The following is a 22,816-nucleotide window of genomic DNA, read 5'->3' as shown; positions in this document are numbered from 1 at the left end:
ATGTCTCCTGGATGAAGGGTGGCCCCGGCGCCGCGGGCGCGGCACGACGTGGGGAACGCGGAACGGTCCGCGCTGCCGGTGGCGGAAGGCGGCCGACCGGGGCCGGAACGGCAGCGTGCGCGAGGGCTGCTGACAGCGTGGTGTCAGCAGGGCGCGGCCTGCCGGAAGTCACTTTCTGCGTGCGGGGCGTTGCCCCGCCGCGACTCAGGTCGCAGCATGTCGCCATGCCCGCCGCACTGCGCACGCTGCTGCATCCGCTGAACCTGGCCGCGGTCGTGACCTGGCTGGCGGTGGGGCTGGCGCTGCGCACCGAGTCCGCCGAGCTGAGCCGGCCGCTGGTGTGGACGCTGCTGGGCCTGTTCCTGGCGGCGATGCTCGGCGCGGACTACGTGCGGCGGCGGCGCTGGCGCCTGGCGCTGCACGCGCTGCAGGCGCTGGCCGCGCTGGCGGTGATCTGGCTGGCGCCGCACGGCGGCACCGCCCCGGTGCTGCTGGTGATCCTGGTGGCGCAGCTGGCGATGGAGTATCCGGCGCGCGCGACCGCGGTCATGGCGGTGCTGCTGAACCTGGCGATGTTCGCACTGCTCGAGCACGGCGGCCATCCGGCCGCCTGGCTGGTGGTGATGATCTACAGCGGCTTCGAGACCTTCGCGGCGATGACCGCCTACTACATGCGCCGCTCCGACCAGGCACTGGAGTCGCTGTCGCGGGTCAATGGCGACCTGCTGGCGACCCGGGCACTGCTGGCCAACAGCGCCCGCGACGGCGAACGGGTGCGGGTGGCGCGCGAGTTGCACGACGTGGCCGGCCACAAGCTCACCGCGATGACCCTCAATCTGCGCGCCCTGGCCAACGACCCGCAGCTGGCCGGGCGCGAGGAGCTGCGCATCGCCCAGCGCATGTCGCAGGAGCTGCTCGGCGACATCCGCGGCGTGGTGCAGTCGCTGCGCGACTCGCGCGGCCTGGACCTGGCCACCGCGCTGCATGCGCTGGCCGCGCCGCTGCCGCGCCCGACCCTGAAGCTGGAGATCGACGGCGACGTGCACATCGGCGACCCGGCGCTGGCCGAGACCGTCCTGCGGGTGGTGCAGGAGGCGCTGACCAACAGCGCGCGGCACGCCGATGCCGACACGGTGTGCGTGCGCCTGTCGATGCGCGAGGGCGCGCTGCAGCTGCAGGTGGAGGACGACGGGCGCCTGCGCGGGCCGCTGCGCGAGGGCAACGGCCTGGCGGGCATGCGCGAGCGCGTGGCGGCGCTGGGCGGGTCGCTGGCATTCGCGGCCGGCGCGCACGGCGCGCTGCGCATCGACGCGAGCCTGCCGGCATGAGCGGGCTGCGCATCGCCCTGGCCGACGACCAGGCGCTGGTGCGCGCCGGGCTGCGCGCGCTGCTGGAGCAGCAGGGCGTGGCGATCGCGTTCGAGGCCGAGTGCGGCGAGAGCCTGCTGCGCCAGCTCGAGGAAACCCCGGTCGACGTGATCCTCAGCGACATCCGCATGCCCGGCACCGACGGCGTGGACGCGGTGACGGCGCTGCGCGCGCGCGGCGACCTCACCCCGGTGCTGCTGCTGACCACCTTCGACGAGGCCGACCTGCTGCTGCGCGCGCGCGAGGCCGGCGCGCAGGGCTTCCTGCTCAAGGACGCCGCACCGGAGGACCTGCGCGAGGCGATCGAGCGGCTGGCCGCCGGCGAGAGCCTGCTGCAGCCGGTCAGTACCGACCCGGTCCGCGCGCGCTATCGCTACCACGACGACAGCGCCCCGGTCGACACCTTCAGCGAGCGCGAGGTGTCGATCCTGCGGCTGCTCGCTGGCGGATATTCCAACCGCGAGATCGCCCGCAGCCTGTTCCTGGCCGAGGGCACGGTGAAGAACTACGTCTCGGTGATCCTCGACAAGCTCGGCACCCGCGACCGCACCCGGGCGGTGCTCAAGGCGATCACCCTGCGGGTGATCTGAGCGCGGACGTGCGCGCCCCGACGCCCGCGTGAGAGGATGGCCGCTCCGAACGGCTCGCCGCGCATGCCCGACACCGCTCCCGACCGCGACGACTTCATCCAGGTCACCCCGGGGGTGCTCGACGCCGACGCTTGCGCGGCGATCGTCGCGCGGATGCGCGCCAGCGACGCGCTGCGGCCCGGCGAGGTGGGCGGCGGCGTGTACCCGGAACTCAAGCGCAGCCGCGACCTGTCGCTGGCCGGCAACCGCGACTGGGCCGACGTGGAGCAGGCGCTCAACGTGGCGGTCTACGGCGGCCTGCTGGCCTACCTGCGGCGCTGGCCGCAGGCGCTGATCGCGCCGCTGATGCTGCAGCAGCCCGGCGCCGACGGGGCGCTTCGCCGGCTCGAGGCCGACGACGTCGCAGCGATGGACGACCGCCGGCTCGGCGAGCTGGCGCGCACCTGCCTGCGCCCGGGGACGATCAACCTGCAGTGGTACCGGGCGGGCGAGGGCGGCTATCCGTACTGGCATTGCGAACTGTACCCGCGCGATCCCGAATGCGAGACCCTGCACCGGCACCTGTTGTGGACGGTGTACCTCAACGACGGCTTCGATGCCGGCGAGACCGAGTTCCTGTTCCAGCAGCGCAAGGTCGCGCCGCGCACCGGCGACCTGCTGCTGGCGCCGACCGCGTTCACCCACACCCACCGCGGCAACCGCCCGGAGGGTGGCGACAAGTTCATCGCCACCAGCTGGATCCTGTTCCAGCGCGCGGAACGGATGTTCGCGCGATGAGCGACGGACCGGTGCTGGACGACGCCGGCGTCGACCGGCTGTCGGAACTGCTGGACCGCCATGCGGTGCCGTTCGGCGGCATGGGGCTGGAGATGCTCGACGGGTTCCTGTCGGCGCTGGCGGTGGCGCCGGAGCCGCTGCCCGTCGAGCGCTGGGAGCCGGCGGTGTGGGGCGGCCGCCGCCCCGGCGGCCTGGACCCGGAGCAGGCGCGCGAGATCGACGACCTGCTGGCCGCGCACCAGGCGCTGGCCGGCCAGCGCGCGCGCCATGGCGACGCGCCGCTGCCCGATCGCCTGGGCCTGCTGCTGTGGCTGCCCGAGGGCCCGCTCGGGGAAGGGGACGACGGCCTCGACATCGGGCTCGACTGGGCGCTGGGGTTCTTCCGCGCGGTGGAGCTGGGCGAGGCCGGCTGGGACGCTTGGCTGAGTGCGGAGGACTGGATGGTCGACGCGCTCGCGCTGATCGACCGGTTGGTGATCACCCCGGATCTGCCGGAGGAAACCCGCGCCGGACTGGCCGGCCTGCCCGGATTCGAGATGCCGACCTATGCCGAGCGGCTGGAGATCGTGCTGGCGCTGCCGGGAATCCTCTCCGACCTGCACTGCCACCGCATCGCCATGCTCACCCCGCGCGTGCCCCTGCAGCGCGCGGCGACGCCGGAACGCAACGCGCCGTGCCCGTGCGGCAGCGGGCGCAAATACAAGAAGTGCTGCGGGGGCTGACCTGCGCGGCCGGGAGTCGCCCGGCGCCCGCGACCGCCGGTCGCGGCGCCCCAGGTCCGCAGGGTCAGCCGCCCTCGCGGGGCTGGTTGAGCACCAGCCAATACAACCCGACCTGCTTGACCGCCCAGACGAACTGCTCGAAGTCGACCGGCTTGCGGATGTAGCTGTTGACCCCGAGCGCGTAGCTGGCCTCGACGTCGAACGGCTCGTTGCTGGTGGTCAGCACCACCACCGGCAGCGCGCGGGTGCGGACGTCGCCGCGGATCGCCTGCAGCACCTCGCGGCCGTCGACCTTGGGCAGGTTGAGGTCGAGCAGGACGATCGAGGGCAGGTCCTCGGGGTCGCGGTCGGCGTAGGCGCCACGGGTGAACAGGAAATCCAGCGCCTCGGCGCCGTCGCGCACCACGGTCAGGGTGTTGGCGATCTTGGCCTCGGCGAAGGCGATGCGGGTCAGCTCGACGTCGTCGGGATTGTCCTCGACCAGGAGGATCTCTTTTTCCTTCATGCAGAACTCCGCGGCGCCGGAAGCTCGACGTGGAACACGCTGCCGGAGCCGGGTGTCGACTCCGCCCACAGCCGGCCCTCGTGACGCTCCGCGATGCACTGCACCACCGCCAGCCCGAGCCCGTGTCCGCCGCCCTGTTCCGGTCCGTGCAGGCGCTGGAAAGGTTCGAACATGCGGTCAGCATAGCGCATGTCGAAGCCGCTGCCGTGGTCGACGATGGAGATCACCGTGCGTCCGCCGCGGCGCTCCCCGCGCACCTCGATGCGCACCCGGTCGCGCTCGGCCGAGAACTTCCAGGCGTTGTGCAGCAGCCGCTCGAAGAGCTGCTTGAGCAGGCGTTCGTCGCCCCAGGCGGCGAGCTGCGGCTGCACGCCGATCTCGGCGGCGCGGCCGGGTTCGGCATCCTGCAGCTCGGCGAGGCTCCACTCGGCCAGCAGGCTGAGGTCGACTTCGCTCTCGCGCAGCGGCGCTCGCGCCGCATGCGACAGCATCAGCAGCCCCTCGATCAGCTCCTCCATGCGCGCGGCCGCCTCGCAGATGCGGTCGAGGTAGTCGCGACCGCGCGGATCCAGCCCTTCGCCATGGCCGGCGACGAGGATCTGCGCGTACCCGGCGATGGCGCGCAGCGGCGCGCGCAGGTCGTGGGAGATGCCGTGGGCGAGGATCTCCTGCTGCCGGCGCAGCATCTGCAGCGCGCGCTCGGCCTCGGGCGGCCGGGCGTCGGCATCGCCTGGAGGCGGTACGGCGGCTGGATCGGGGGGCATCGCGTGGTCCGGGCGGTACGCGGGCAGTCTAGCGAGACCGCGGGGGCGATGGTGTGTATCGCGGCTAAACCCCGAGGCTCAGAACAGCTGCCCCTGCGGCGACGGCGGGCGCGGCGCGACGAAGGCGGCCGCGTCCAGCGGCGGCAGCCGGCCGAAGCCGAGCCTGCGGTGGGCGCGGGCGAAGCGTCCGGCGATCAGCTCCGCGAACGGCCCCTCGCCGCGCATGCGCCGGCCGAAGCCGCTGTCGTAGTCGCGACCGCCGCGCATCTGCCGGACCAGGCTCATCACGTGCGCGGCGCGATCCGGATAGTGCAGTTCCAGCCACTCGCGCCAGATCCGCTTGAGCTCGTGCGGCAGCCGCAGCAGCACGTAGCCGGCGGCGCCGGCGCCGTGCTCCCGTGCCGCGGCCAGGATCGCCTCGAGCTCGCTGTCGGTGATCGCCGGCACGACCGGCGCCACCAGCACCCCCACCGGCACCCCGGCCTCGCTCAGCCGGCGGATGACCTTGAGCCGGGTATGCGGCGCCGCAGCACGCGGCTCCATCCGCGCCGAGAGCCGGTTGTCGAGGGTGGTGACCGAGAGATGCACGGTGACCAGGCGCTGCGCCGCCATCGGCGCCAGCAGGTCGAGATCGCGCAGCACCAGCGCGCTCTTGGTGACCAGGCTGACCGGGTGCCTGCATTCCGCGAACACCTGCAGCAGTTCGCGGGTGATCCGGTAGCGGCGCTCGACCGGCTGGTAGGCGTCGGTGTTGATGCCCAGGGCGATCGGCGAGCAGCGGTAGGCCGGTTTGGCCAGCTCGGCGCGCAGGCGTTCGGCGGCGTTGGTCTTGGCGTACAGGCGGGTCTCGAAGTCGAGCCCCGGCGAAAGGTCCAGATAGGCGTGCGAAGGTCTCGCGAAACAGTACACGCAACCGTGCTCGCAGCCGCGGTACGGATTGACCGACTGGTTGAAACCGACGTCCGGGGAGTCGTTGCGGCTGACGATCGTCCGCGCGCGCTCCTCGGTGACCCTGGTGTCGGGATGGGAGGCCAGCGCGCCCTCGACCACCGCGGCGATCGTGTCCCAGCCGTCGTCCACGGCGGACACCTCCCGGGTCTCGTAGCGTCCGGGAACGTAGGAGGCCGAGCCCCGTCCGCGGGTCGGCGCCTGGGCCCGGAGCCGCAGTGTCTCGTCCTCGCGCATCCGCTCAGGATACGCCCGGCGGTCTCAGAGGCCGCGACGGGACCGGCCCGGCGTCCGACAGCCCGGAGCCGGAAGCGGCTCAAGTTCGCGGGACCCGGGCCGCTACTTCGCGGGTACTGGGCCGTTACCATGAAGGGGCCGAGCCACGTGATGTCGGACCGGTCACGCGCCACCAGGCCCGGTCGACCGTGGCCACGCGCCCGTGAGGCACCCATGTCCACCCATGCCCATGCTTTCCCCCAGCCCGGACCCCGCCGTCCGGCGGGCGCCGTTTCCGGGGGGGCGGCGCGTCTCTGGCGGAGCGTGGCCACGGCGGCGCTTCTCGCCTTGGCGGCCGTTCCCGCGGCGCGGGCCAGCGCCGCCGCGGAGGCCGGACTTCCGTACCTGCAGAGCTTCGCCCCGAGCGACTACGGCGGCGGCGGCCAGAACTGGGCGATCACCCAGGATCCGCGCGGCCTGATCTACGTGGGCAACGGCGACGACGGGGTCATGGAGTTCGACGGCATCCGCTGGCGCCGAATCGCGCTTCCCAAGCGAACGATCGTCCGTTCCCTCGCGGTCGGATCGGACGGCAGGGTCTACGTCGGCGCCCAGGGGGAGTTCGGGGTCCTCGCCCCGGACGCGGCCGGCGAAATGCGCTACGAATCGCTCGTGCCCGGGCTCGGCGTCGACGAACGCGGCTTCGCGGATGTGTGGCGCATCCATCCGGTGCGCGACGACATTTATTTCTTCAGCCCGCAGATCCTGTTTCGCCTGCGCGAGGGGCGCGTCGAATCATGGCAGTCGGCGACCCCGTTCCACCTCTCCTTCGAAGTCGACGGCCGGATCCTGCTGCGCAAGGCCGGGGAGGGGCTGGTGGAGTTCGTCGACGGCGCTTTCCAGCCTCTACCGGGTGGCGAGCGCTTTGCCGAGGAACGGGTCTACGCGATGCTGCCGTGGAACGCGCCGTCGGGCGCGCAGAAGGCGCAACTCCTGATCGGTACCCGCACCCAGGGCTGGCTGCGATTCGACGGCCGGGACTACCATCCCTGGCCGACGCAGGCCGACGCCGCCATGACGCGGGACCTGCTGTACGTCGCCGAGCGCCTGGCGGCGGATCGGTTCGCGTTCGGTACGCTCCAGGGCGGGCTCACCCTGCTCGACCACAGCGGCGCCCAGCAGCTGCGGCTGGACAGTTCCACCGGCCTGGCCGACGACAGCGTGTTCGCCATGCACCAGGACCGCGAGGCGGGTCTGTGGCTGGGAACCGGGCAGGGCGTGGCGCGGATCTCGCAGAACCGGCCGCTGTCGCGTTTCGATGCCCGCAGCGGGCTGATCGGCGCGGTCCTGGCGATCGAACGCCATCAGGGCGCGCTGTACGTCGGCACCACGCGCGGTCTGTTCCGCCTCGAGGCGGGCGCCGGGTCCAACGCCCGCTTCGTGCGGGAACCGGAGGTCCCGGGGCTGGTCTGGTCGCTGCTGCGGTTCGACGATGCGCTGCTCGCCGTGAGTCTCACCGGCGTGTTCGAACTGCGCGACGGGCGGCTGCGGCGCATCCTCGACAACGACGGTTCGATGTCGCTGCTGCGCTCGCGGGTCGATCCTGCGCGCGTCTTCGTCGGCTCCAGCGGCGGCCTGCGGGCGATGCGCCGGGTCGGGACCGGGTGGGTGGTGGAGCCGCTCCACGAGCCGACCGGCGCAGGGCTCTATACCCTGGCGGAGGACGCTCTGGGACGGCTGTGGATGGGGACGCGCGGCGAGAACGTCTACCGTGCGACCTTCCAGGGGCCGGCATCGGGGGCTCCGCTCGCGGATGCGGTCCTCGAGCGCTTCTCGGTGGAGCACGGCCTGGCCGAAGGAATGACGGATGTCTACCTGGTCGATGGGCGTCCGGTCTTCGCCACCGACGCCGGCATCCTGGAGTTCGACGAAGCCGCGGGTCGCTTCGCTCCCGTCGAGGGTCTGCAGGGCCTTTTCCCCGACGGTCCGCGACGTCTGGGAGCGCTCCATCAGGACCACCACGGCCGCATCTGGGCCTTCTCCGAAAGCGATTCCCTGGGGACCAGGGAGGTCGGCGCCGTCGTCCCCGCCGGGAAGGACGGCTTGCGCTGGGACGGCGCAAGACTGCTTCCGATCGCCGGAGCCGCCTATCTGGCGTTCCAGGTCGACGACGACGGCGTGGTCTGGATCGGCGGAGAGGATGCCCTGCACAGATACGATCCCGCCCTGGACGTCGCCGACCCGCTGCCGTTCCGGGCGCTCGTGCGCAGGGTGACCGGGCGCGACGAACGCGTGCTCTACGGCGGCGCCGGCCCGCTCCCGCAGCTGGAACTGGAGGCCGGCGAGGGCTCGCTGCGGTTCGAGTTCGCAGCGCCCAGCTACGACATGCTGGACGGGAACCGCTACCAGGTGTGGCTGGAGGGAGTGGACACGACCTGGTCGACGTGGCGCGCCGAGGGCTATCGCGACTACACCAAGATCCCCCCGGGCACCCATCGCTTCCGGGTCCGCGCCCGAAACGTGTACGGCGCGCGCAGCCAGGAGGCAGTGCTCGAGCTGCGCATCCTCCCGCCCTGGTACATGACCTGGAAAGCCTATCTCGCCTGGCTGCTGCTGGGCGTGCTCGCGCTCTGGGCCGGCCTGCGCTGGCACGCCTCGGGCTTGTTGCGGCGCAACGAGGAACTCGAGGCACTGGTGGCGCGGCGCACCGAAGAGCTCTCGGGCGCCAACCGCGCCCTGGAATCGGCCAACCGGGCGCTCGCCGAGCAAAGCGTCACCGACCCGCTGACGGGTCTGAAGAACAGGCGCCACGTGGTACAGAACATCGCGACCGACATCGCCCTGGTCGACCGTGCGTTCCGCGATTCCGGCGGGGCCGCCATGCTGCTGTTCTTCATGGTCGACATCGATGACTTCAAGTCCATCAACGATCGCTTCGGCCACGACGCCGGAGACGCGATCCTGGCGCAGTTCGGCGCGCTGCTGCGGCGCATTTCCCGCCGCGCCGACACGCCGGTCCGGTGGGGCGGGGAGGAGTTCCTGCTGATCTCGCATTCGGGTTCGGCCAGGGACGGCGCGCTGCTCGCCGAGCGGATCCGCGCCGAGGTGGCGGACACGGACTTCGAACTGGGCGATGGCCGCAGCATCCGCTGTACCTGTTCGGTGGGGTTCGCCGGATATCCGTTCTTCGGCGGGCAACCCGAGCGTGTGAACTGGGAACAGGTCGTCGCCATCGCCGACCAGTGCATGTATCTGGCCAAGCGCCGCGGCCGCAACGCGTGGGCGGGTGCGGTGGCCGACACCGAGGCCGCTGCCGCGCGCACCGGCGGCATCGACGGCAGCCTGGAGCACCTCCTGGCCGACGGCGGGGCGCGGCTGCTGACCTCCGGCACCCCGACGGCCGGCGGCTGAGCGGCGGCGGGCGCGGCCGAACCTGAATGGCGTAGTGGCGAGGTGGCCGGCCGGCGACGAGGCTGGCGTTGTAGTCCGGTACCAGTCGTCACCCTCGGCATTCCCGGGGGCGAAGCAAGGGGAACGCACGATGCTGGCCGAACCGAAGCTCCGCCGGGCACGCCCCGGCCGCGCCGGAAGCGATCCGGTGCAGTTTGCCGCGCTCCAAACCCGGACCCGTCGCGTCCGTGCCGATGTCCGGCGCCATCCGCGCTGAGGGCGGCGGCGGCCGGCCGATGGTCACCTCCGCCGGTCCCGTGGGTCGTCCGCCGGACATCCGCACGTCATCCGTCCTGCCGATACTCCGGGCCGTCGCACGCTGGCGGCTCTTCCCGTGCCGCCCCGGGCGGCCGACTTCAGGGCCGTAACGATGGCAGCCGTTCCCAACTTCAACCCGCATTGCGTGATCTGGTTCGGGCGTCCGTCGCGGCGCGAGCAGGACCTGCTCTCGGCGGCGGGATGGCGCCTGCGTATCGCCGACCCGGCCCGCGACGTACGCGTGGGAATGCGCGGCGAGGACCAGGTGATCGGCCTGGTCGACCTGCGTTGCGGCGTCGCCGAGGGCCTGGAGGCGCTGGAACGGCAGGTCAACGATCACGCCGACTTGCCGCTGCTGGCACTCACCTCCGAGCGCACCCCCGACGAAGCCGCCGCGGTGCGGCGGATCCTCAGCGCCTGCGGCGAACGGCTGGTAGCGCCGCTCAACACCCACCAGCTGGGTCAGGCGCTGGCAGCCTTCGACCAGACCGGGCTGGCGCCGGTAGAAGCCACCGGTCTGGTCGGCCAGAGCCCGCCGATGCTCGAGGTGCACGCCATCGTGCACCGCTATTCGCGCGTAGACCTGCCGGTACTGATCACTGGCGAGACCGGCACCGGCAAGGAGCTGGCGGCGCGCGCGCTGCACGAGCGCTCGTCGCGGCACCGCGGACCCTTCGTCGCCGTCAACTGCGGCGCGCTGCCCCCGAGCCTGGTGCAGGCCGAGCTGTTCGGCCACGAGCGGGGCGCCTTCACCGGCGCCAGCGCGCGCCGCATCGGCCTGTTCGAATCCGCCGACAACGGCACCGTGTTCCTCGACGAGATCGGCGATCTGCCGATGGACGCGCAGACCAACCTGCTGCGCGTGCTGCAGGAAGGCACCCTGGAGCGGATCGGCAACAGCCATTCGCTGCGCATCGACGTGCGGGTGCTGGCAGCGACCCACGTCGACCTCGAGAAGGCGGTGGCTGAGGGCCGCTTCCGCGAGGATCTCTACTATCGCCTCGACGTGCTGCGCCTGGCGATGCCGCCGCTGCGCGACCGCGGCGAGGACGTGGAGCTGCTGGCGCGACGCTTCCTCGAGGAGTTCCGCGAACAGCACGCGGTGACTGCGCGGGGCTTCAGCGCCGCGGCCCGCCAGGCGCTGCGCGCACACCGCTGGCCGGGCAACGTGCGCGAGCTGCTCAACCGGGTGCGGCGCGCCGCGGTGATCGCCGAGCAGGCGCTGATCGGTCCGGCGGACCTGCACCTGGGCGACGGCCATGCCGGTGGTCCCGGGCTCGACCAGAGACGCGAGCAGGCCGAGCGCGAGGCGGTGCTCTCGGTCCTGCGCGAGACCGGCTACAACGTCAGCGCCAGCGCGCGGCGGCTGCGGGTCTCCCGCGTCACCGTGTACCGCCTGTGCCGCAAGCACAGCCTGACGCTGTCGGAACTGCGCTGAGATCCGCGCCGCCGACGCGGCGCGGCCGCCTCACAGCATGTACGGCACCTTGAAGGTCAGGTTGAAGTCCGGGGCGTCCGGCGTCAGCCCGATGCCGAGCAGCCCGACCACGGTGGTGTTCTCGTTGAGCGCGTGGGTGACGCCGAGGTTGAAGGTGGCGGCGTTGGCGTCGCTGGCGATCACCTTGATCCAGTCGGCATTCTCGTAGCGGGTCCGGGCCCGGGCGTTGAGTCGGTCGCTGAGCGAGATGCTCAGGCTGGTGCGCTCGTTGAAGGCGAAGGCGACGCCCGCGCCGAAGTAGAACGCGCGCCCCAGTTTCACTTCGCCAGGATTCGTCGTGGCCGGGTTGTTGTCGAGATCGTCGAAGTCCCCAGTGAAGGAGTGTACGTAACCGATGTTGCCGAACAGGATCGCCGGATCGGTGGTCTTGACCGCCGACAGCCCGACCGTGGCCTGCCACACGCCGTTGCCGGTGGGCTGTTCCTCGGGCACCGCGAAGCGGATGAAGTCGTCCTCGTCGCGTTCGAGCACCTCCCACGGGATCCCGTAGGGCTCGCGACCGGTCGGCGCGGTGACGCCGAAGTTGAGCACGGTCTCGGGCAGGAAGCCGCGCTCGCCGAACAGCTTGTAGTTCGCGCTGGCCGAGATGTCGCCCAGACCCGCACCGGTGGTCTGCTCCTGGGCGATCGCGGCCGCGGCGCCACCGGCACCGCCCTTCTGGTAGACCGTCTTGCGGGCGATATAGGGCACGTCGACGTTGAGGGTCAGGCGCGGGCTCAGGCCCCAGCGCGCGGCGAAGTTGTAGTTCAGGGTGTCGGACTCGACGTTCTCGATGGCGATGTTGCCCAGGAAGATCGCGTCCAGCGCCAGGAATCCGTTGAGGGTGAGCTGCTTGCGGTCGTAGCGGTTGTAGCTGACGCTGTTCTCCAGGATCAGGCGCTGGTTGAACAGCGCCTGGTTCTGCTGCTTGACGTCGGCGACGCTGCGGGTCTCCTCCTCCTGCGCGCGCTGGGCGTCTTCGGCGGAGCTGGCATAGCCCTCCTGCGCGCGCTGGGCGTCTTCGGCGGAGCTGGCATAGCCCTCCTGCGGCGGCGGGGACGGCGCCGCCGCGGCATCCAGCTGCGCAGGCGTCGCGGGTGCCTGGTGCGGGGCCGGGGTCGGCGCGGGGGAGGGGGCCGTTGCCGTGCCTGCGGCGACTGCCGTGTCCGCGGCCACGCCTTCCGGCGCGACCCGACCGCTGACCCGCGCCTGCAGCGCCTGCATGCGCATGTCCAGCTCGCGCAGGCGCCGCACTTCCTGGGCGTAGCTGGCCTTGAGCTCGGCGAGCTCCTGCATCAGCTCGCCCATTTCCTTGTACTCGGCCGGGCTCGGCGCAGTCGGCGCCTGCGCGGCGGCGGTGCCGCACAGCACCAGTGAAAGCGCCGTGGCCAGCAGCCGTGGCCGGGCGAGGGGGGTCCTTTTCAAGCGGAACTCCTGGACGGTCATCGGCATGGGCGTTCAGATACCGCCCAGTCCGCGGGTGAGCGAGATCGCCTGGGCCACGCCCTGGTCGAGCGCGGCGCTGGCCGGCAGCGACTGCCGCACCAGCTCCATGTGCAGCTGGTTGCTGACCGCCTGGCCGTCGCTGGTCAGGGCGACGCTCTGGCCGAGGCTGCCGGGGCGGATCCACTGCCGGGCGATGCCGTGGCCGTCGACCTGCAGCATCACGTTCGCGGCATTGCCGTCGAAACCGGCGCTGGCGCTCATTCCGGCGGCGCTGGCGCCGGCGTGCGCGCTGCCGGCCTCCAGGCCGGCCGCCGTCGGCGCCTCGCCGTCGCGCACGGTCAGGGTGGTGAGGTTGCGCGCGGCGTTGCCGTCGCCCGCCACCTGCACGCCCTGTACCAGGCCGGAGACGTTGTCCAGGCCGGCGGTGTCGACGCTCCGTTGCCCCTGTGGCGTCGACAGCGGCGCGTCGGCCGCTGTGATGCTGACGCTGGGCAGGAAGCTGACGCTGGGCTTGCCCTGGCTGAAGTCGAAACCGACGTTGAGCTGTCCCTGCAGCGTCTGTCCGGACTGGGTCTGCCAGGTCGAGATCATCGTCACGCCGAACCAGAGCACCGCGTCGTTGCCGACGGTATAGCGGCCGCGCATGGCGCCCAGCTCGGCATCGGGGATCTCGGTCAGCCCCCGTGGCGCGTCGGCCCGCGACGGGGCCTGGCCCCAGGCCGGCGCGATCGCCAGCCCGGCGAGCAGGAGCGGCAGCAATCGAAGTGTTCGGGTGGCATCCATCGTTTCTTTCCTTCAGAACAGGTCCGCGTGCGTGAACCCGAAATCGAGCAGTTCGGCATCGGTGATCGGTCCATGGCGCGCGTACAGCGTTTTCGCGCTGGGCCGGGACACCGGCTGCAGCAGCACCGTGTTCCGGTCGAAGTCACTGGCGATAACGACGAACACGGCCCGGGACGGCCACGAGTCGAGGAACTCGGGCATCGGGACGCTGCGGTTGCCGAGGATCGGGTCGGCGACCTCGGCCATGTCGCCTTCGATCTGCTTGAGCACCACGAAGTGGCGGAAGCCGCGCACGTCCATGAGGATCAGCGCGGGTACGCGCAGGCTGCGCAGCCGGTCCTCGTCGACGCGGTAGCCGCGCCCGCGCATGCCGAGCGATTCGACGTAGCGCTTGATGTCGAGCAGCGAGAACCCGCGCTCCTGCACCACCGCCGGATCGGCCACGCCCATCATCCCTTCGATCACGGTCGCCTCGTCGGCGTCCAGGTTGTAGGCGTAGCGCAGGATCGTCGCAAGCGCGGCGGCGCCGCAGCTGTAGTCGGTGTGTTGTCTTACCAGGTGGCGGAAGCGCGCCTCGCGCATGCTTTCCACCGTCTTGCCGAACAGTGCGCCGTTCGGCAGCACGCCGGAGAAGCGCACCTCGGCGGCACTGGCGCCGGCGACCGCCGCCAGCCAGAGGCAAGCGCCAGCCATGATCTTGTGCAGCATGTGGATCTCCCTCGGAAGGAAGGCCCCGCTCCGCGGGGGAATGCGGAGCGGGGCTTCCAGAGAATCCCGGCTCAGGGGAGGGCCGGGAGTTCACCTCTTGCGGCGACTACTGCTCGCCGCCACCGCCACCGCCGCCGCCGCCGGTGGACGGCTGCGCCACGGCCATGGCCAGGCTGTTGGCCTGCAGGTTGCCGGTGCCCGCGGCGACGTTCACGCCGATGTTGCCCGAGGCGCCGCTGAAGGCGCTGCCGGACAGGCTGGCGGTATTGGTCGCGTCCACCACGATCCACTGGGTGCTGCTGACCGTGCCGCTCAGGCTGGCGACCAGATCGCTGTAGGACAGCTCGACGAAGCCCAGCTCGCCTTCCTCGCTGCCGCGGTAGCTGCCGGCCTCGTCGGTGTCGAACGCCAGGCCTCCGATCGGCCCGTGGTCATCCGAGCCGCGGTAGGGATTGAGCACCGCCCCCTGCGAGGCGCCATCGAAGTCGGCGTGGCCGATGTTGGCGCCGGCAGGATGGTCCTGGCCCTCCCACATGTCGGCGTAGAAGTTGCTCTGCTGGTAGGCGTTGCCGCGACCGGCGTAGTTGCCCTGCTGGGTGCCCTCGTAGGCGCCGACACCGACGCCGAGCGACAGGCCCTGCACCGAGCCGGTCAGGGTGACGTCGACGCTGTCGGTCATCTGCTCGATGCGGCCGGCGTTGCTGACCGCGTTGCCGGTCGAGACCTGGTTGGAGCTGACGCTCGACTGGGCATAGGCGGCCGTGGCGACCGAGGCGGCCATGGCGTTCTTCTGCTCGTTGTTGTTGCCCGAGGCGACGTTGACGCCGATGTTGCCCGAGGCGTTGGCGAAGGCGTTGCCGCCGACGTCCGCGGCGTTGGTCACGCCCATGTTCATCGTCTCGTTGCCGGCGCCGTACTGGTTGACGAAGATCTCGGCGTCGGCCAGGCCGAAGGCGAAGCTGGCGTCGGCGGCAGACAGCGCGGCGGCATTGTCCTGCGCGTTGTTGTCGCCGGCGGCGACGTTGAACGCCAGGTTGCCCGAAGCGTCGGAACCGACGTCGTCGCCGATCGAAGCGTCGTTGGTCAGCATGTCGTTCAGGCCGAGGTTCCCGGTGATCGACTGGCGGTTGTCGACAACGGCGATGGCCGCCGAGTCGATCTCGATGTCGCCGGAGAGGGTCGGGTCGCCGGTGAAGGCGATGTCCGAGCTCAGCGAAAGCTCCTTGTCGAGCTGCACGTTGACGCCGTGCTCGTTGCGCTCTGAGCTGACGTTCTCGGTACGCTCGATGTTCTCGTACTCCTGATTGGTGGTCATGCTGTGCGACTCGGTCAGGCTCTGGTCGATGCGCTGGCGAGTACGGCGGTCGAAGCTGTCGCTGTAGGCCAGGTCCACGTCGACGTCAAGGTCGAGCGACGCATTGGCATCGAGGTTGGTGGTGGTGGTGTGGGTGTTGGTGTTGGTGCTGGTGTTGGTGGTGGTATTGGTATTGGTGGTGTAGTTGCGGGTGTCGTCGACGGTGATGTCGTGGTCGATCACCACGGTCTCGTTGTACTCGACGTCCTGCGCCTGTGCCGCACCGGCCGTTGCCGTGGCGAGCGCGATCGCGAGCGCCGTCCATTTCGTATTCGCTTTCATGATGTCCTCTGCTTTCTCTCTGGAGTGAAGTGCCGGTTCACGGAACGGTCTGCACGGACATCACGAAGTGATTGTCCGCGGCATTGCCCGACCCCGCGATCTGATTGAGCTGAAACACGCCCTCGAACCCCTGCAGCGCAGAGGCGTCCACGGCGACCTTGCGGTCCACCGTCTCCGCCTCCCCCTGGTTGGGTCGGTGTTCCAGCCCCGCTGACGCGAACGCCGGCGACGACAGTTGCTCGTCGCTGGTTTCGCGTATGCCCTGCTGGGCCAGCGTCACGGCGATCGCGTTGAGTTCCGCGTTGCCGCTGCCGCTGGCCTGATTGATGGAAACCATTCCGCTGGCGCCGGCGAAGGCCCGGCCGCCGATCACCGCCGCGGCGCCGTGCGGAGCGTCGGCCACGTCGGCGAGGCTGCGCTGGCGCGCCGAGGCGCTGGCGTGCGCGCCGTCGCCGACGGCCAGGCTGCGCAGGTTGGCCTGCTGGTTGAGATCGCCGGCGGCCATGTTGACGGCGATCGCGCCGCTGGCGCCGGCGAACGCGCGCTCTTCGATGCGCGTCTCGGCCAGCCAGCCGAGCATGGCCGCGTAGTCGTCGGCCTCCTGGGCTTGCGCCCAGGCGCAGGGGAGCAGCAGTGCCGCCGCGGCGAGCAGGACGCGCATGCTCACGGGCCCCCGTTTCCGGCCGGCGACTGTCCGAACGGGAACTGCGACAGCGCGCGGTTGACCTGGTCGCCGACGCCGCGGGTGGCGGTGCCGACCGCGCCCAGCGGCGCCGACAGCGCGCCGTTGATTCCGCCGCCGGACAGCGCGCCGCCGTCGGCCGTTGCCCGGCCGAGGGTCGCCCCGACCGCGGTGCCGGTCATGCGTTCGACCGCGCCGACGCCGTGGCGTCCGGCCAGGTTCATGCTGTTGCCGGAGTCCATTGCCGCGAACTCCGCATCGGTCAGTTCGCCGGTGCCGAGCATCCGGTCGATCTGGCGGTTGGGGGTCGGGTCGACGATCGTCGCGATGCTCGGCGGCATCGGCCGGTAGGCGTGGCGCGCGTTGACGTCGCGCAGCAGGACGATCTCGCCATGCTTCGGTTCGACCCCGGTGCGCGCGCCGGCGGCCTGCGCCAACCCGGGGGCGGCGCTGGCGAGCAGCAGCAGCGCGATGGTTCGGGCGATGGTCATCGTGGTCCCCTGGCGGAGTTGGCGAGGGAACCAACGCAGACCCCGTGCCAACGTCGAAAAACTAGCTATTTCAATGGGTTGCGCACGAGCCCCCGGTTCGGTTGCGGGCCGGGGCGTTACCTGGGCTTGGCAGCCGGCGGGCGCCGGCGACGAGGGCGCGGCGCGGCGCCGCGGTTTGCGGCGGGTGGCGGACTGTCTCGCGACCGTTACACCTCCGCGCGTTACGCTTTACAGTCTTCGGCCGCTGCGGTTCCGCTGGCGCAATCGCGGCGATAGCCTAGAGACCGCTTCCGCGCCGATCCGACCGCAGGCCCCCGATGCCAGAACTGCTGCAGCGCGGCTGGGACGCGCTGGTTTCCACGCCCGCGCTCGCCGGCCTGCTGGTCGGCGTCTGGCTGCTTTACGTGGTCTGGCTCGGCGGCTGGATCGTGCTGCAGAAGCGCGAGCCCGTGGCCACGCTGAGCTGGCTGCTGGGGCTGGCGCTGCTGCCCTACCTCGGGTTCCTGATCTACCACGTGTTCGGACCGCAGCGGATCCGCCGCCAGCGCCTGCGCCGCGCCCATAGTCGCGCGCGCATGCCGCAGGACGAGGACGGATTCTCGGCCCACGCCGACGCCGCCGAGCTCGCCAAGCTGGCGCACGCGGCCTCGGGGCTGGCGCCGGCGTCGGCCACGGCGGTACGCCTGCTGATCGACGGCGGGAACACCTACGAAGCGTTGCTGGAGGACATCGCCGGCGCTCGCGAGCACGTCCATCTCGAGTACTACATCTATCATCCCGACCGCTGCGGCGCCGCATTGCGCGATGCCCTGGTGGAACGCGCCCGCACCGGGGTCAAGGTGCGCCTGCTGATCGACGCCATCGGCGGTGCGCGGGCACGCCACTTCTTCGACGCCCTCTCCGCGGCAGGGGGCGAAGTGGCCTGGTTCCATCCGACCCGCTTCGGCCGCTTCTGGCAGCGCCCGTGGCTCAACCTGCGCACCCACCGCAAGATCGTGGTGATCGACGGCCGCGTCGCCTACACCGGCGGCATCAACATCAGCGAAGACCACGACGAGCGGCGGCGCGACGACGCCTTCCGCGACCTGCACGTCCGCATCGAGGGGGAAGCGGTCCGGCGCCTGCAGAAGGTGTTCGTGGAAGACTGGCTCTATGCCGGCGCCGACAACCGCTGCCTCGGCAAGATCGCCGCGCAGACGCCGGAGGCCGCGCGCGGTCCGATCGCCGCCCAGGTGCTGGCCTCGGGTCCCGATTCGCCCAGGGAATCGATCCACCGGATCTATGTCAGCGCCATCCACGCCGCCCGCGAGCGGGTCTGGCTGGTGACGCCCTACTTCGTGCCCGGGGAGGCGGCCATGATGGCGCTGACCTCGGCGGCGCTCGCCGGGCTCGACGTGCGCCTGCTGCTGCCCAAGCGCAGCGACTCGCTACTGGTCACCCTGGCGGCGCGCTCCTACTTCGACGCGCTGATGGAGGCCGGAGTCAAGGTCTACGAGTACGGACCGCGGATGCTGCACACCAAGGCCCTGGTGGTGGACGACTCGCTGGCGCTGGTCGGCAGCGCGAACTTCGATCACCGCAGTTTCCGGCTCAATTTCGAAGTGTCCGTGCTGTTCGACCACGCCGCCCTGGCTTCGGAACTGTCGGACCATATCGAGGGCGAGTTGCGCCGCGCCGCGAGGGTGCGCGCAGCGGACGGCCGTCCGCTGCTGCGCCAGCGCCTGCCCGAGGCGCTGGCGCGGCTGCTCTCGCCGCTGCTGTAGCGGCCCGCCGGGCGCCGACGGCGGCCGCGACGGGCGGCACCTCCCGGCTGCCGGACGGCTGCCATGACACGCCACAGGCGCTAGACTGGCGGGGATTTCATGGATCGAAGGACCCCGCCATGCCCTGGCTGTTCCTGCTCCTCGCCATCGCCGCGTTCGCCATCGCGATGTACACCCAATCCCTGGCGCTGGTGGTGGTCTGCATCCTCGCCGCGCTGGTGCTGCTGGTGCTCTGGGTGATGGGCCTGCTGGCCCAGCGCGTCGGCAGCCAGACCCGCGACGATTCGATGATGATCGACCCCCAGGAGCTTCGACGTCTGCGCGAGCAGGCCGAGGCGCGCCGCGCGGCGGACGCCCAGGCGGCCGACGGCCAGGTCGTCTCCGGCGACGCTCCGCAGCGCTGATCCGGCGGCGGGCGCCGCGCCCGTGCAGGCATGACCCGGCTCAGCGTCAACCTCAACAAGATCGCGCTGCTGCGCAACGCCCGCGGCGGGCGCGATCCCGACGTGCTGCAGGCGGCGCGCACCTGTCTCGACGCGGGGGCGCACGGCATCACCGTGCATCCGCGGCCCGACGCCCGCCATGCCCGCACCGACGACGTGCTGGCGCTGGCGACGCTGTGCCGCGAACGCGGGGTGGAGTTCAACCTCGAGGGCAACCCGTTCGCACCGCCGCGCCCCGGCTATCCGGGATTCCTGGCGTTGTGCGGCCAGGCCCGTCCGCACCAGGCCACGCTCGTCCCCGACGAGGACGGCCAGCTGACTTCCGACCACGGCTTCGACTTCGCGCGCGACGCCTCCATCCTGCACGGGCCGGTCGCCGAGCTGCGCGCGCTGGGCTGCCGGGTCAGCCTGTTCGCCGACGCCGGCGCCGACGTGGAGCATGCGGCCGCGGCGCGCGCCGACCGCATCGAGCTCTATACCGGCCCCTTCGCCGCAGACCATGCCCGCGGCGACGCCCGGCAGGTCCTGGCGCGCTGCGCCGCGACCGCGGCGCGGGCGCACGAGGCGGGGCTGGGAGTCAATGCCGGCCACGACTTGAACCAGGAGAACCTGGCCACGTTCCTGGCCGCCGTGCCCGGCGTGCTGGAGGTCTCGATCGGCCACGCGCTGGTCGTCGAGGCCCTGGACGACGGGCTGGCGCCCACGGTGCGCCGCTACCTGGCGCTGCTGTAGCGTTTCGCCCGACCCGGATCGCTCAGGGTTGGCGCACGAAACCGATCCGGTGCAGCCCGGCATTGCGGGCGGCCGCGAGCACCGAGGCCAGGGCCTGGTAATCGCTGTCCGGGTCGGCGGAGATGGCCAGTAGCGGCGCGTCGCCGGTTTCCGCCCCGGCCACCGCCTCGCGCATCTGCACGCCGAGCACCTGCACGGTGGTGACCGACCCGTTCCAGTACAGCTGTCCGGCACCGTCGATGCGCAATTCGTGGGGCCGGCTCGGCGTGGGCTCGGCGCGATCGGGCCCGGGCTGCGGCAGGTCCAGGTCGATGCGGTGGCTCAGCGCCGGCGAGGCGATCATGAAGATCACCAGGAGGACCAGCATGATGTCGGCGAGCGGGATGATGTTGATCTCGGCGACGGCGGGTTGCGTGGACACGGCGGAGTACGTCATCGGACACCTCGCAGGTCGGGAACCACGCCTGGAGCCTACGCCCGGCCCCGCGTCCCGCGCAAGCTAGGCCGTGCGGCCGCTGAGGTCCGGCCGGCGCGGGCACAAAAAAACGCCGCCCGGGGGCGGCGTTGAAGGGTGCGGTAAGCGTCCGGGCGGCGCGCTGCAGGAGCGCCGCCCGTGGTATCGCGGCTACTTCTTGACGAACCCGATCTTGAGCATCTGCGCGTTCTTGGCGTGCGCCAGCACCTTGGCCAGCACGCCGTAGTCCGAGTCCTCGCTCGCGTCGATCTCCAGCGTCGGCTGGTTGGTCGGATCGCGCTGGACCTCGGCCTCCATCATGTTGCGCAGGGCGGTAACCGGCGTCGGGCTGTCGTTCCAGAACACCTGGCCGGCCGGATCGATCCGCAGGCGGATCGGCTCGGGCGGCTCCATCGGGTTCTCCGGTGGAGTGATCGAGCGCTGCGGCAGGTCGATGTCGATCGGATACGACAGCTGCGGCGCCGTCACCATGAAGATGATCAGCAGCACCAGCATCACGTCCGCGAGCGGAATGATGTTGATGTCGGCCATCGGGCCTTCGCCGGCATCGGAACTGAATGCCATCGTGGATCTCCGTTAGTTCTGTTCGCGGGTGGCGACGAAGCCGACCTTGCGCATGCCCTGGGCCTGCGCGATGGTCACGACCTCGTTGACGACCCGGTACTTGGTGGTGGCGTCTCCGCGCACGTTGACCGGCGGCTGCGGCGTCTTCTGCGCCTCCACCGAGAGCGCGCTTTCCAGCAGCTCCCGGGTCACCGGCTGATCGTTGAGGTAGATCTGGCCGGTATCGGTCACCGCGATGGTGATCGGAGGAGCCGGCGGGGCCTCGTCCGGACGCTGGTCCAGGTTGGCCTGCGGCAGGTCCACCTTGATCTTGTGCGCCATCAGCGGTGCCGTGACCATGAAGATGATCAGCAGCACCAGCATCACGTCGACGAGCGGCACGACGTTGATCGCCGCCATCGGCTTGCCGCCACCCTCGTTGCTACTGAAAGCCATGTCGGACCTCCCTCAAGTCGACCCGATCAGCGCTGGACCGGAGGCGGAGCGACGTCGCCCACCCGCGAACCGGTGGCGAAGAAGTCGTGCAGGTCGTGCGCGAAGGTATCGAGCTTGTTGTTGGTGATGCGGTTGGTGCGGGTGAAGAAGTTGTAACCCAGCACCGCCGGGATCGCGACGCCCAGACCGATGGCGGTCATGATCAGCGCCTCGCCGACCGGACCGGCGACCGCGCCGATGTCGGCCTGGCCGCTGGCGCCGATGCGGATCAGGGCGCGATAGATGCCCCACACCGTACCGAGCAGACCGACGAACGGGGCGGTCGAACCCACCGTCGCCAGCAGGGTCAGACCGGCCTCGAGCCGCAGCGATTCGCGGGTCACGGCCTGACGCAGCGCGCGATCGACGAACTCGGAGCGGTTCAGCGACTCGACCAGACGCGAACCTTCGTGGCGCTGGTGGTGCGCCGCGGCCTGTGCCGCGTCCAGCGCGACCTTGGAGAACGGCTCGCTGCGCGGCTGCTCTTCCATGTAGCGGATCGCATCCTGCGCGTTCGGGGTTTCCCAGAACGTGCTGATCACGCGGTCGGAGCTGGAACGCAGCCGGGTGTTCTTGATGAAGTTGAAGATGATCCAGTAGATCGACATGGCCGACATGGCCAGGAGCGTGATCAACACGGTCCAGCCGACGATGTCGAGGTGCGTGATCATGTCCGCGAAGCCCATCTGCTGCAGCGCTGCGGCGCTGTCGGCGGCTCCGGTGACAGGGGCGTTGGTGGTTTCCTGCAGCATGACGCTTACCTTTGAGTGGTGAAGTTTGGAGTTATGGATGGATCGGTGACGCGAAACGGATGTTGCGGGCGAAGCAAGTCAGGTGACGCGGCCCGGCGCACGATCAGCCGCCGAGGTTGAAGTCCACAGGGACGCGCACGCGGCCGGCGGCCGGACGACCGTCGACCGAAGCCGGGTTGAAACGCCACCGGCGCGCGGCCTGCACCGCGGCGCGGTCGAGGTCGCGGTTGCGGCTGGAGGTTTCCACCGAGACGTCGGTGACGTTGCCCTGGGCGTCGACTTCGACGATCAGCACCACGGTGCCCTGGATCCCGGCGCGCAGCGCGGACGGCGGGTACTTGGGCGGATTCATGTTCTTGGAGGAGATATCGACGCTGGCGGCGATGCTCTCCTGCGGCGCCGGCGGTGCCGGCGGTGCCGGCGGCGGCGCCGGGGTGTCGATCGGCGACGGCTCGTCGAACACGACCGGCGGATCTTCCGGCGGCGGCGGGGTCGGCGTCGGCTGCGGCGGCACCAGTTCCTTGATCTCGCGCGGCTTGGGCGGTTCGGGCGGCGGCGGCGGCGGCGGCGGCGGCGGGGGTGGCGGCTCGATGATGACCACCTGGGTCACCTCTTCCTCCTCGGGTCCGGCGCCGGGAGGGTTGACCGGGGCCAGCAGCAGCAGCACGGCGGCCGCATGGAAGGCGATCACCATCGTGAAGCCGGTGATGCGCGCCCAGTTCAGGCCTTCGTCTTCGTCGCTCTTGTCGATCGTCGGCAAGCGTTGCGTCATGCGGGGAACTCAAGTCTGTCC

23 protein-coding genes are annotated in these 22,816 nt (G+C 71.1%); 9 read left to right on the top strand and 14 right to left on the bottom strand.

Annotated elements, in window-relative coordinates; genetic code table 11:
• Positions 1-224: 224 nt before the first annotated feature.
• The 4 genes from H0E84_RS01365 to H0E84_RS01350 are packed head-to-tail and all read left to right on the top strand — an operon-like array spanning position 225 to position 3,456.
• Complete coding sequence (locus tag H0E84_RS01365; protein ID WP_180676822.1) at positions 225-1,328, top strand: sensor histidine kinase; 1,104 nt, start codon at positions 225-227, stop codon at positions 1,326-1,328.
• Positions 1,325-1,957, top strand: coding sequence for a response regulator (locus tag H0E84_RS01360; RefSeq protein WP_180676821.1), 633 nt, complete (start codon positions 1,325-1,327; stop codon positions 1,955-1,957). Before H0E84_RS01365 ends, H0E84_RS01360 begins: the two co-directional genes overlap by 4 nt.
• Before the next feature lie 36 nt (positions 1,958-1,993).
• On the top strand, positions 1,994-2,734 hold the full coding sequence (locus H0E84_RS01355) for a 2OG-Fe(II) oxygenase (protein ID WP_257643997.1): 741 nt from the start codon (positions 1,994-1,996) through the stop codon (positions 2,732-2,734).
• Positions 2,731-3,456, top strand: a complete 726-nt coding sequence (locus H0E84_RS01350) for a UPF0149 family protein (RefSeq protein WP_180676820.1) — start codon at positions 2,731-2,733, stop codon at positions 3,454-3,456. The genes H0E84_RS01355 and H0E84_RS01350 overlap by 4 nt, the downstream gene beginning before the upstream one ends.
• 64 nt (positions 3,457-3,520) lie before the next feature.
• On the opposite strand, the gene H0E84_RS01345 is transcribed toward H0E84_RS01350, so the two are convergent.
• From H0E84_RS01345 to H0E84_RS01335, 3 genes are all read right to left on the bottom strand, one after another.
• Positions 3,521-3,961, bottom strand: a complete 441-nt coding sequence (locus H0E84_RS01345; protein WP_180676819.1) for a response regulator — start codon at positions 3,959-3,961, stop codon at positions 3,521-3,523.
• Positions 3,958-4,725 carry a sensor histidine kinase gene (locus H0E84_RS01340; protein WP_180676818.1) on the bottom strand — a complete coding sequence of 256 codons (768 nt, stop codon included), beginning with the start codon at positions 4,723-4,725 and terminating at the stop codon, positions 3,958-3,960. Before H0E84_RS01340 ends, H0E84_RS01345 begins: the two co-directional genes overlap by 4 nt.
• Before the next feature lie 78 nt (positions 4,726-4,803).
• Positions 4,804-5,910: a PA0069 family radical SAM protein gene (locus tag H0E84_RS01335; protein WP_180676817.1), complete on the bottom strand. Its 1,107-nt coding sequence runs from the start codon at positions 5,908-5,910 to the stop codon at positions 4,804-4,806.
• Positions 5,911-6,237: 327 nt separating this feature from the next.
• On the opposite strand from H0E84_RS01335, the gene H0E84_RS01330 reads away from it, so the two are divergent.
• Positions 6,238-9,300, top strand: a complete 3,063-nt coding sequence (locus tag H0E84_RS01330; protein WP_180676816.1) for a ligand-binding sensor domain-containing diguanylate cyclase — start codon at positions 6,238-6,240, stop codon at positions 9,298-9,300.
• Positions 9,301-9,709: 409 nt separating this feature from the next.
• The gene (locus H0E84_RS01325; RefSeq protein WP_180676815.1) at positions 9,710-11,035 is read left to right on the top strand and encodes a sigma-54 interaction domain-containing protein; all 1,326 of its coding nucleotides are present in this window, start codon (positions 9,710-9,712) and stop codon (positions 11,033-11,035) included.
• Positions 11,036-11,065: 30 nt separating this feature from the next.
• Here H0E84_RS01325 and H0E84_RS01320 read toward each other — a convergent pair whose 3' ends face one another.
• The 6 genes from H0E84_RS01320 to H0E84_RS01295 all read right to left on the bottom strand — a co-directional run bounded on the left by H0E84_RS01320 (position 11,066) and on the right by H0E84_RS01295 (position 16,820).
• Entirely contained in the window at positions 11,066-12,499 is a 1,434-nt protein-coding gene (locus tag H0E84_RS01320; RefSeq protein WP_257643996.1) for a transporter, read from the bottom strand.
• A gap of 33 nt (positions 12,500-12,532) precedes the next feature.
• Positions 12,533-13,303, bottom strand: coding sequence for a hypothetical protein (locus H0E84_RS01315; RefSeq protein WP_257643995.1), 771 nt, complete (start codon positions 13,301-13,303; stop codon positions 12,533-12,535).
• Positions 13,304-13,315: 12 nt separating this feature from the next.
• A complete protein-coding gene (locus H0E84_RS01310) occupies positions 13,316-14,011 on the bottom strand; it encodes a C39 family peptidase (RefSeq protein ID WP_180676814.1) in 696 nt (231 codons plus the stop codon).
• A 106-nt stretch (positions 14,012-14,117) separates the two neighbouring features.
• Positions 14,118-15,647: an adhesin gene (locus H0E84_RS01305; RefSeq protein ID WP_180676813.1), complete on the bottom strand. Its 1,530-nt coding sequence runs from the start codon at positions 15,645-15,647 to the stop codon at positions 14,118-14,120.
• 37 nt (positions 15,648-15,684) lie between these two features.
• Positions 15,685-16,308 (bottom strand): hypothetical protein, encoded by a 624-nt coding sequence (locus tag H0E84_RS01300; protein WP_257644007.1) that lies wholly within the window; start codon positions 16,306-16,308, stop codon positions 15,685-15,687.
• A 2-nt stretch (positions 16,309-16,310) separates the two neighbouring features.
• Positions 16,311-16,820 carry a hypothetical protein gene (locus H0E84_RS01295; RefSeq protein ID WP_180676812.1) on the bottom strand — a complete coding sequence of 170 codons (510 nt, stop codon included), beginning with the start codon at positions 16,818-16,820 and terminating at the stop codon, positions 16,311-16,313.
• Between the two features lie 317 nt (positions 16,821-17,137).
• Here H0E84_RS01295 and cls point away from each other — a divergent pair, with 317 nt between their 5' ends.
• The 3 genes from cls (at position 17,138) to H0E84_RS01280 (ending at position 19,758) form a co-directional block, all read left to right on the top strand.
• Complete coding sequence (gene cls / locus H0E84_RS01290) at positions 17,138-18,583, top strand: cardiolipin synthase (protein WP_180676811.1); 1,446 nt, start codon at positions 17,138-17,140, stop codon at positions 18,581-18,583.
• A gap of 119 nt (positions 18,584-18,702) precedes the next feature.
• Positions 18,703-18,987 (top strand): hypothetical protein, encoded by a 285-nt coding sequence (locus H0E84_RS01285; protein WP_180676810.1) that lies wholly within the window; start codon positions 18,703-18,705, stop codon positions 18,985-18,987.
• A 30-nt stretch (positions 18,988-19,017) separates the two neighbouring features.
• Positions 19,018-19,758 (top strand): pyridoxine 5'-phosphate synthase, encoded by a 741-nt coding sequence (locus H0E84_RS01280; protein WP_180676809.1) that lies wholly within the window; start codon positions 19,018-19,020, stop codon positions 19,756-19,758.
• A 22-nt stretch (positions 19,759-19,780) separates the two neighbouring features.
• On the opposite strand, the gene H0E84_RS01275 is transcribed toward H0E84_RS01280, so the two are convergent.
• From H0E84_RS01275 to H0E84_RS01255, 5 genes are all read right to left on the bottom strand, one after another.
• On the bottom strand, positions 19,781-20,179 hold the full coding sequence (locus H0E84_RS01275) for an ExbD/TolR family protein (protein ID WP_219339533.1): 399 nt from the start codon (positions 20,177-20,179) through the stop codon (positions 19,781-19,783).
• A gap of 204 nt (positions 20,180-20,383) precedes the next feature.
• Entirely contained in the window at positions 20,384-20,797 is a 414-nt protein-coding gene (locus H0E84_RS01270; protein ID WP_180676807.1) for an ExbD/TolR family protein, read from the bottom strand.
• 12 nt (positions 20,798-20,809) lie between these two features.
• Positions 20,810-21,232 (bottom strand): ExbD/TolR family protein, encoded by a 423-nt coding sequence (locus H0E84_RS01265; protein ID WP_180676806.1) that lies wholly within the window; start codon positions 21,230-21,232, stop codon positions 20,810-20,812.
• A 26-nt stretch (positions 21,233-21,258) separates the two neighbouring features.
• Complete coding sequence (locus H0E84_RS01260; RefSeq protein WP_180676805.1) at positions 21,259-22,023, bottom strand: MotA/TolQ/ExbB proton channel family protein; 765 nt, start codon at positions 22,021-22,023, stop codon at positions 21,259-21,261.
• Positions 22,024-22,126: 103 nt separating this feature from the next.
• On the bottom strand, positions 22,127-22,795 hold the full coding sequence (locus H0E84_RS01255; protein WP_180676804.1) for an energy transducer TonB: 669 nt from the start codon (positions 22,793-22,795) through the stop codon (positions 22,127-22,129).
• Between the last annotated feature and the right edge of the window lie 21 nt (positions 22,796-22,816).

The sequence above is a fragment of the Luteimonas salinisoli genome (assembly GCF_013425525.1).
Classification (GTDB): Bacteria; Pseudomonadota; Gammaproteobacteria; order Xanthomonadales; family Xanthomonadaceae; genus Luteimonas; species Luteimonas salinisoli.
This window is presented reverse-complemented; position numbering and strand designations above follow the sequence as displayed.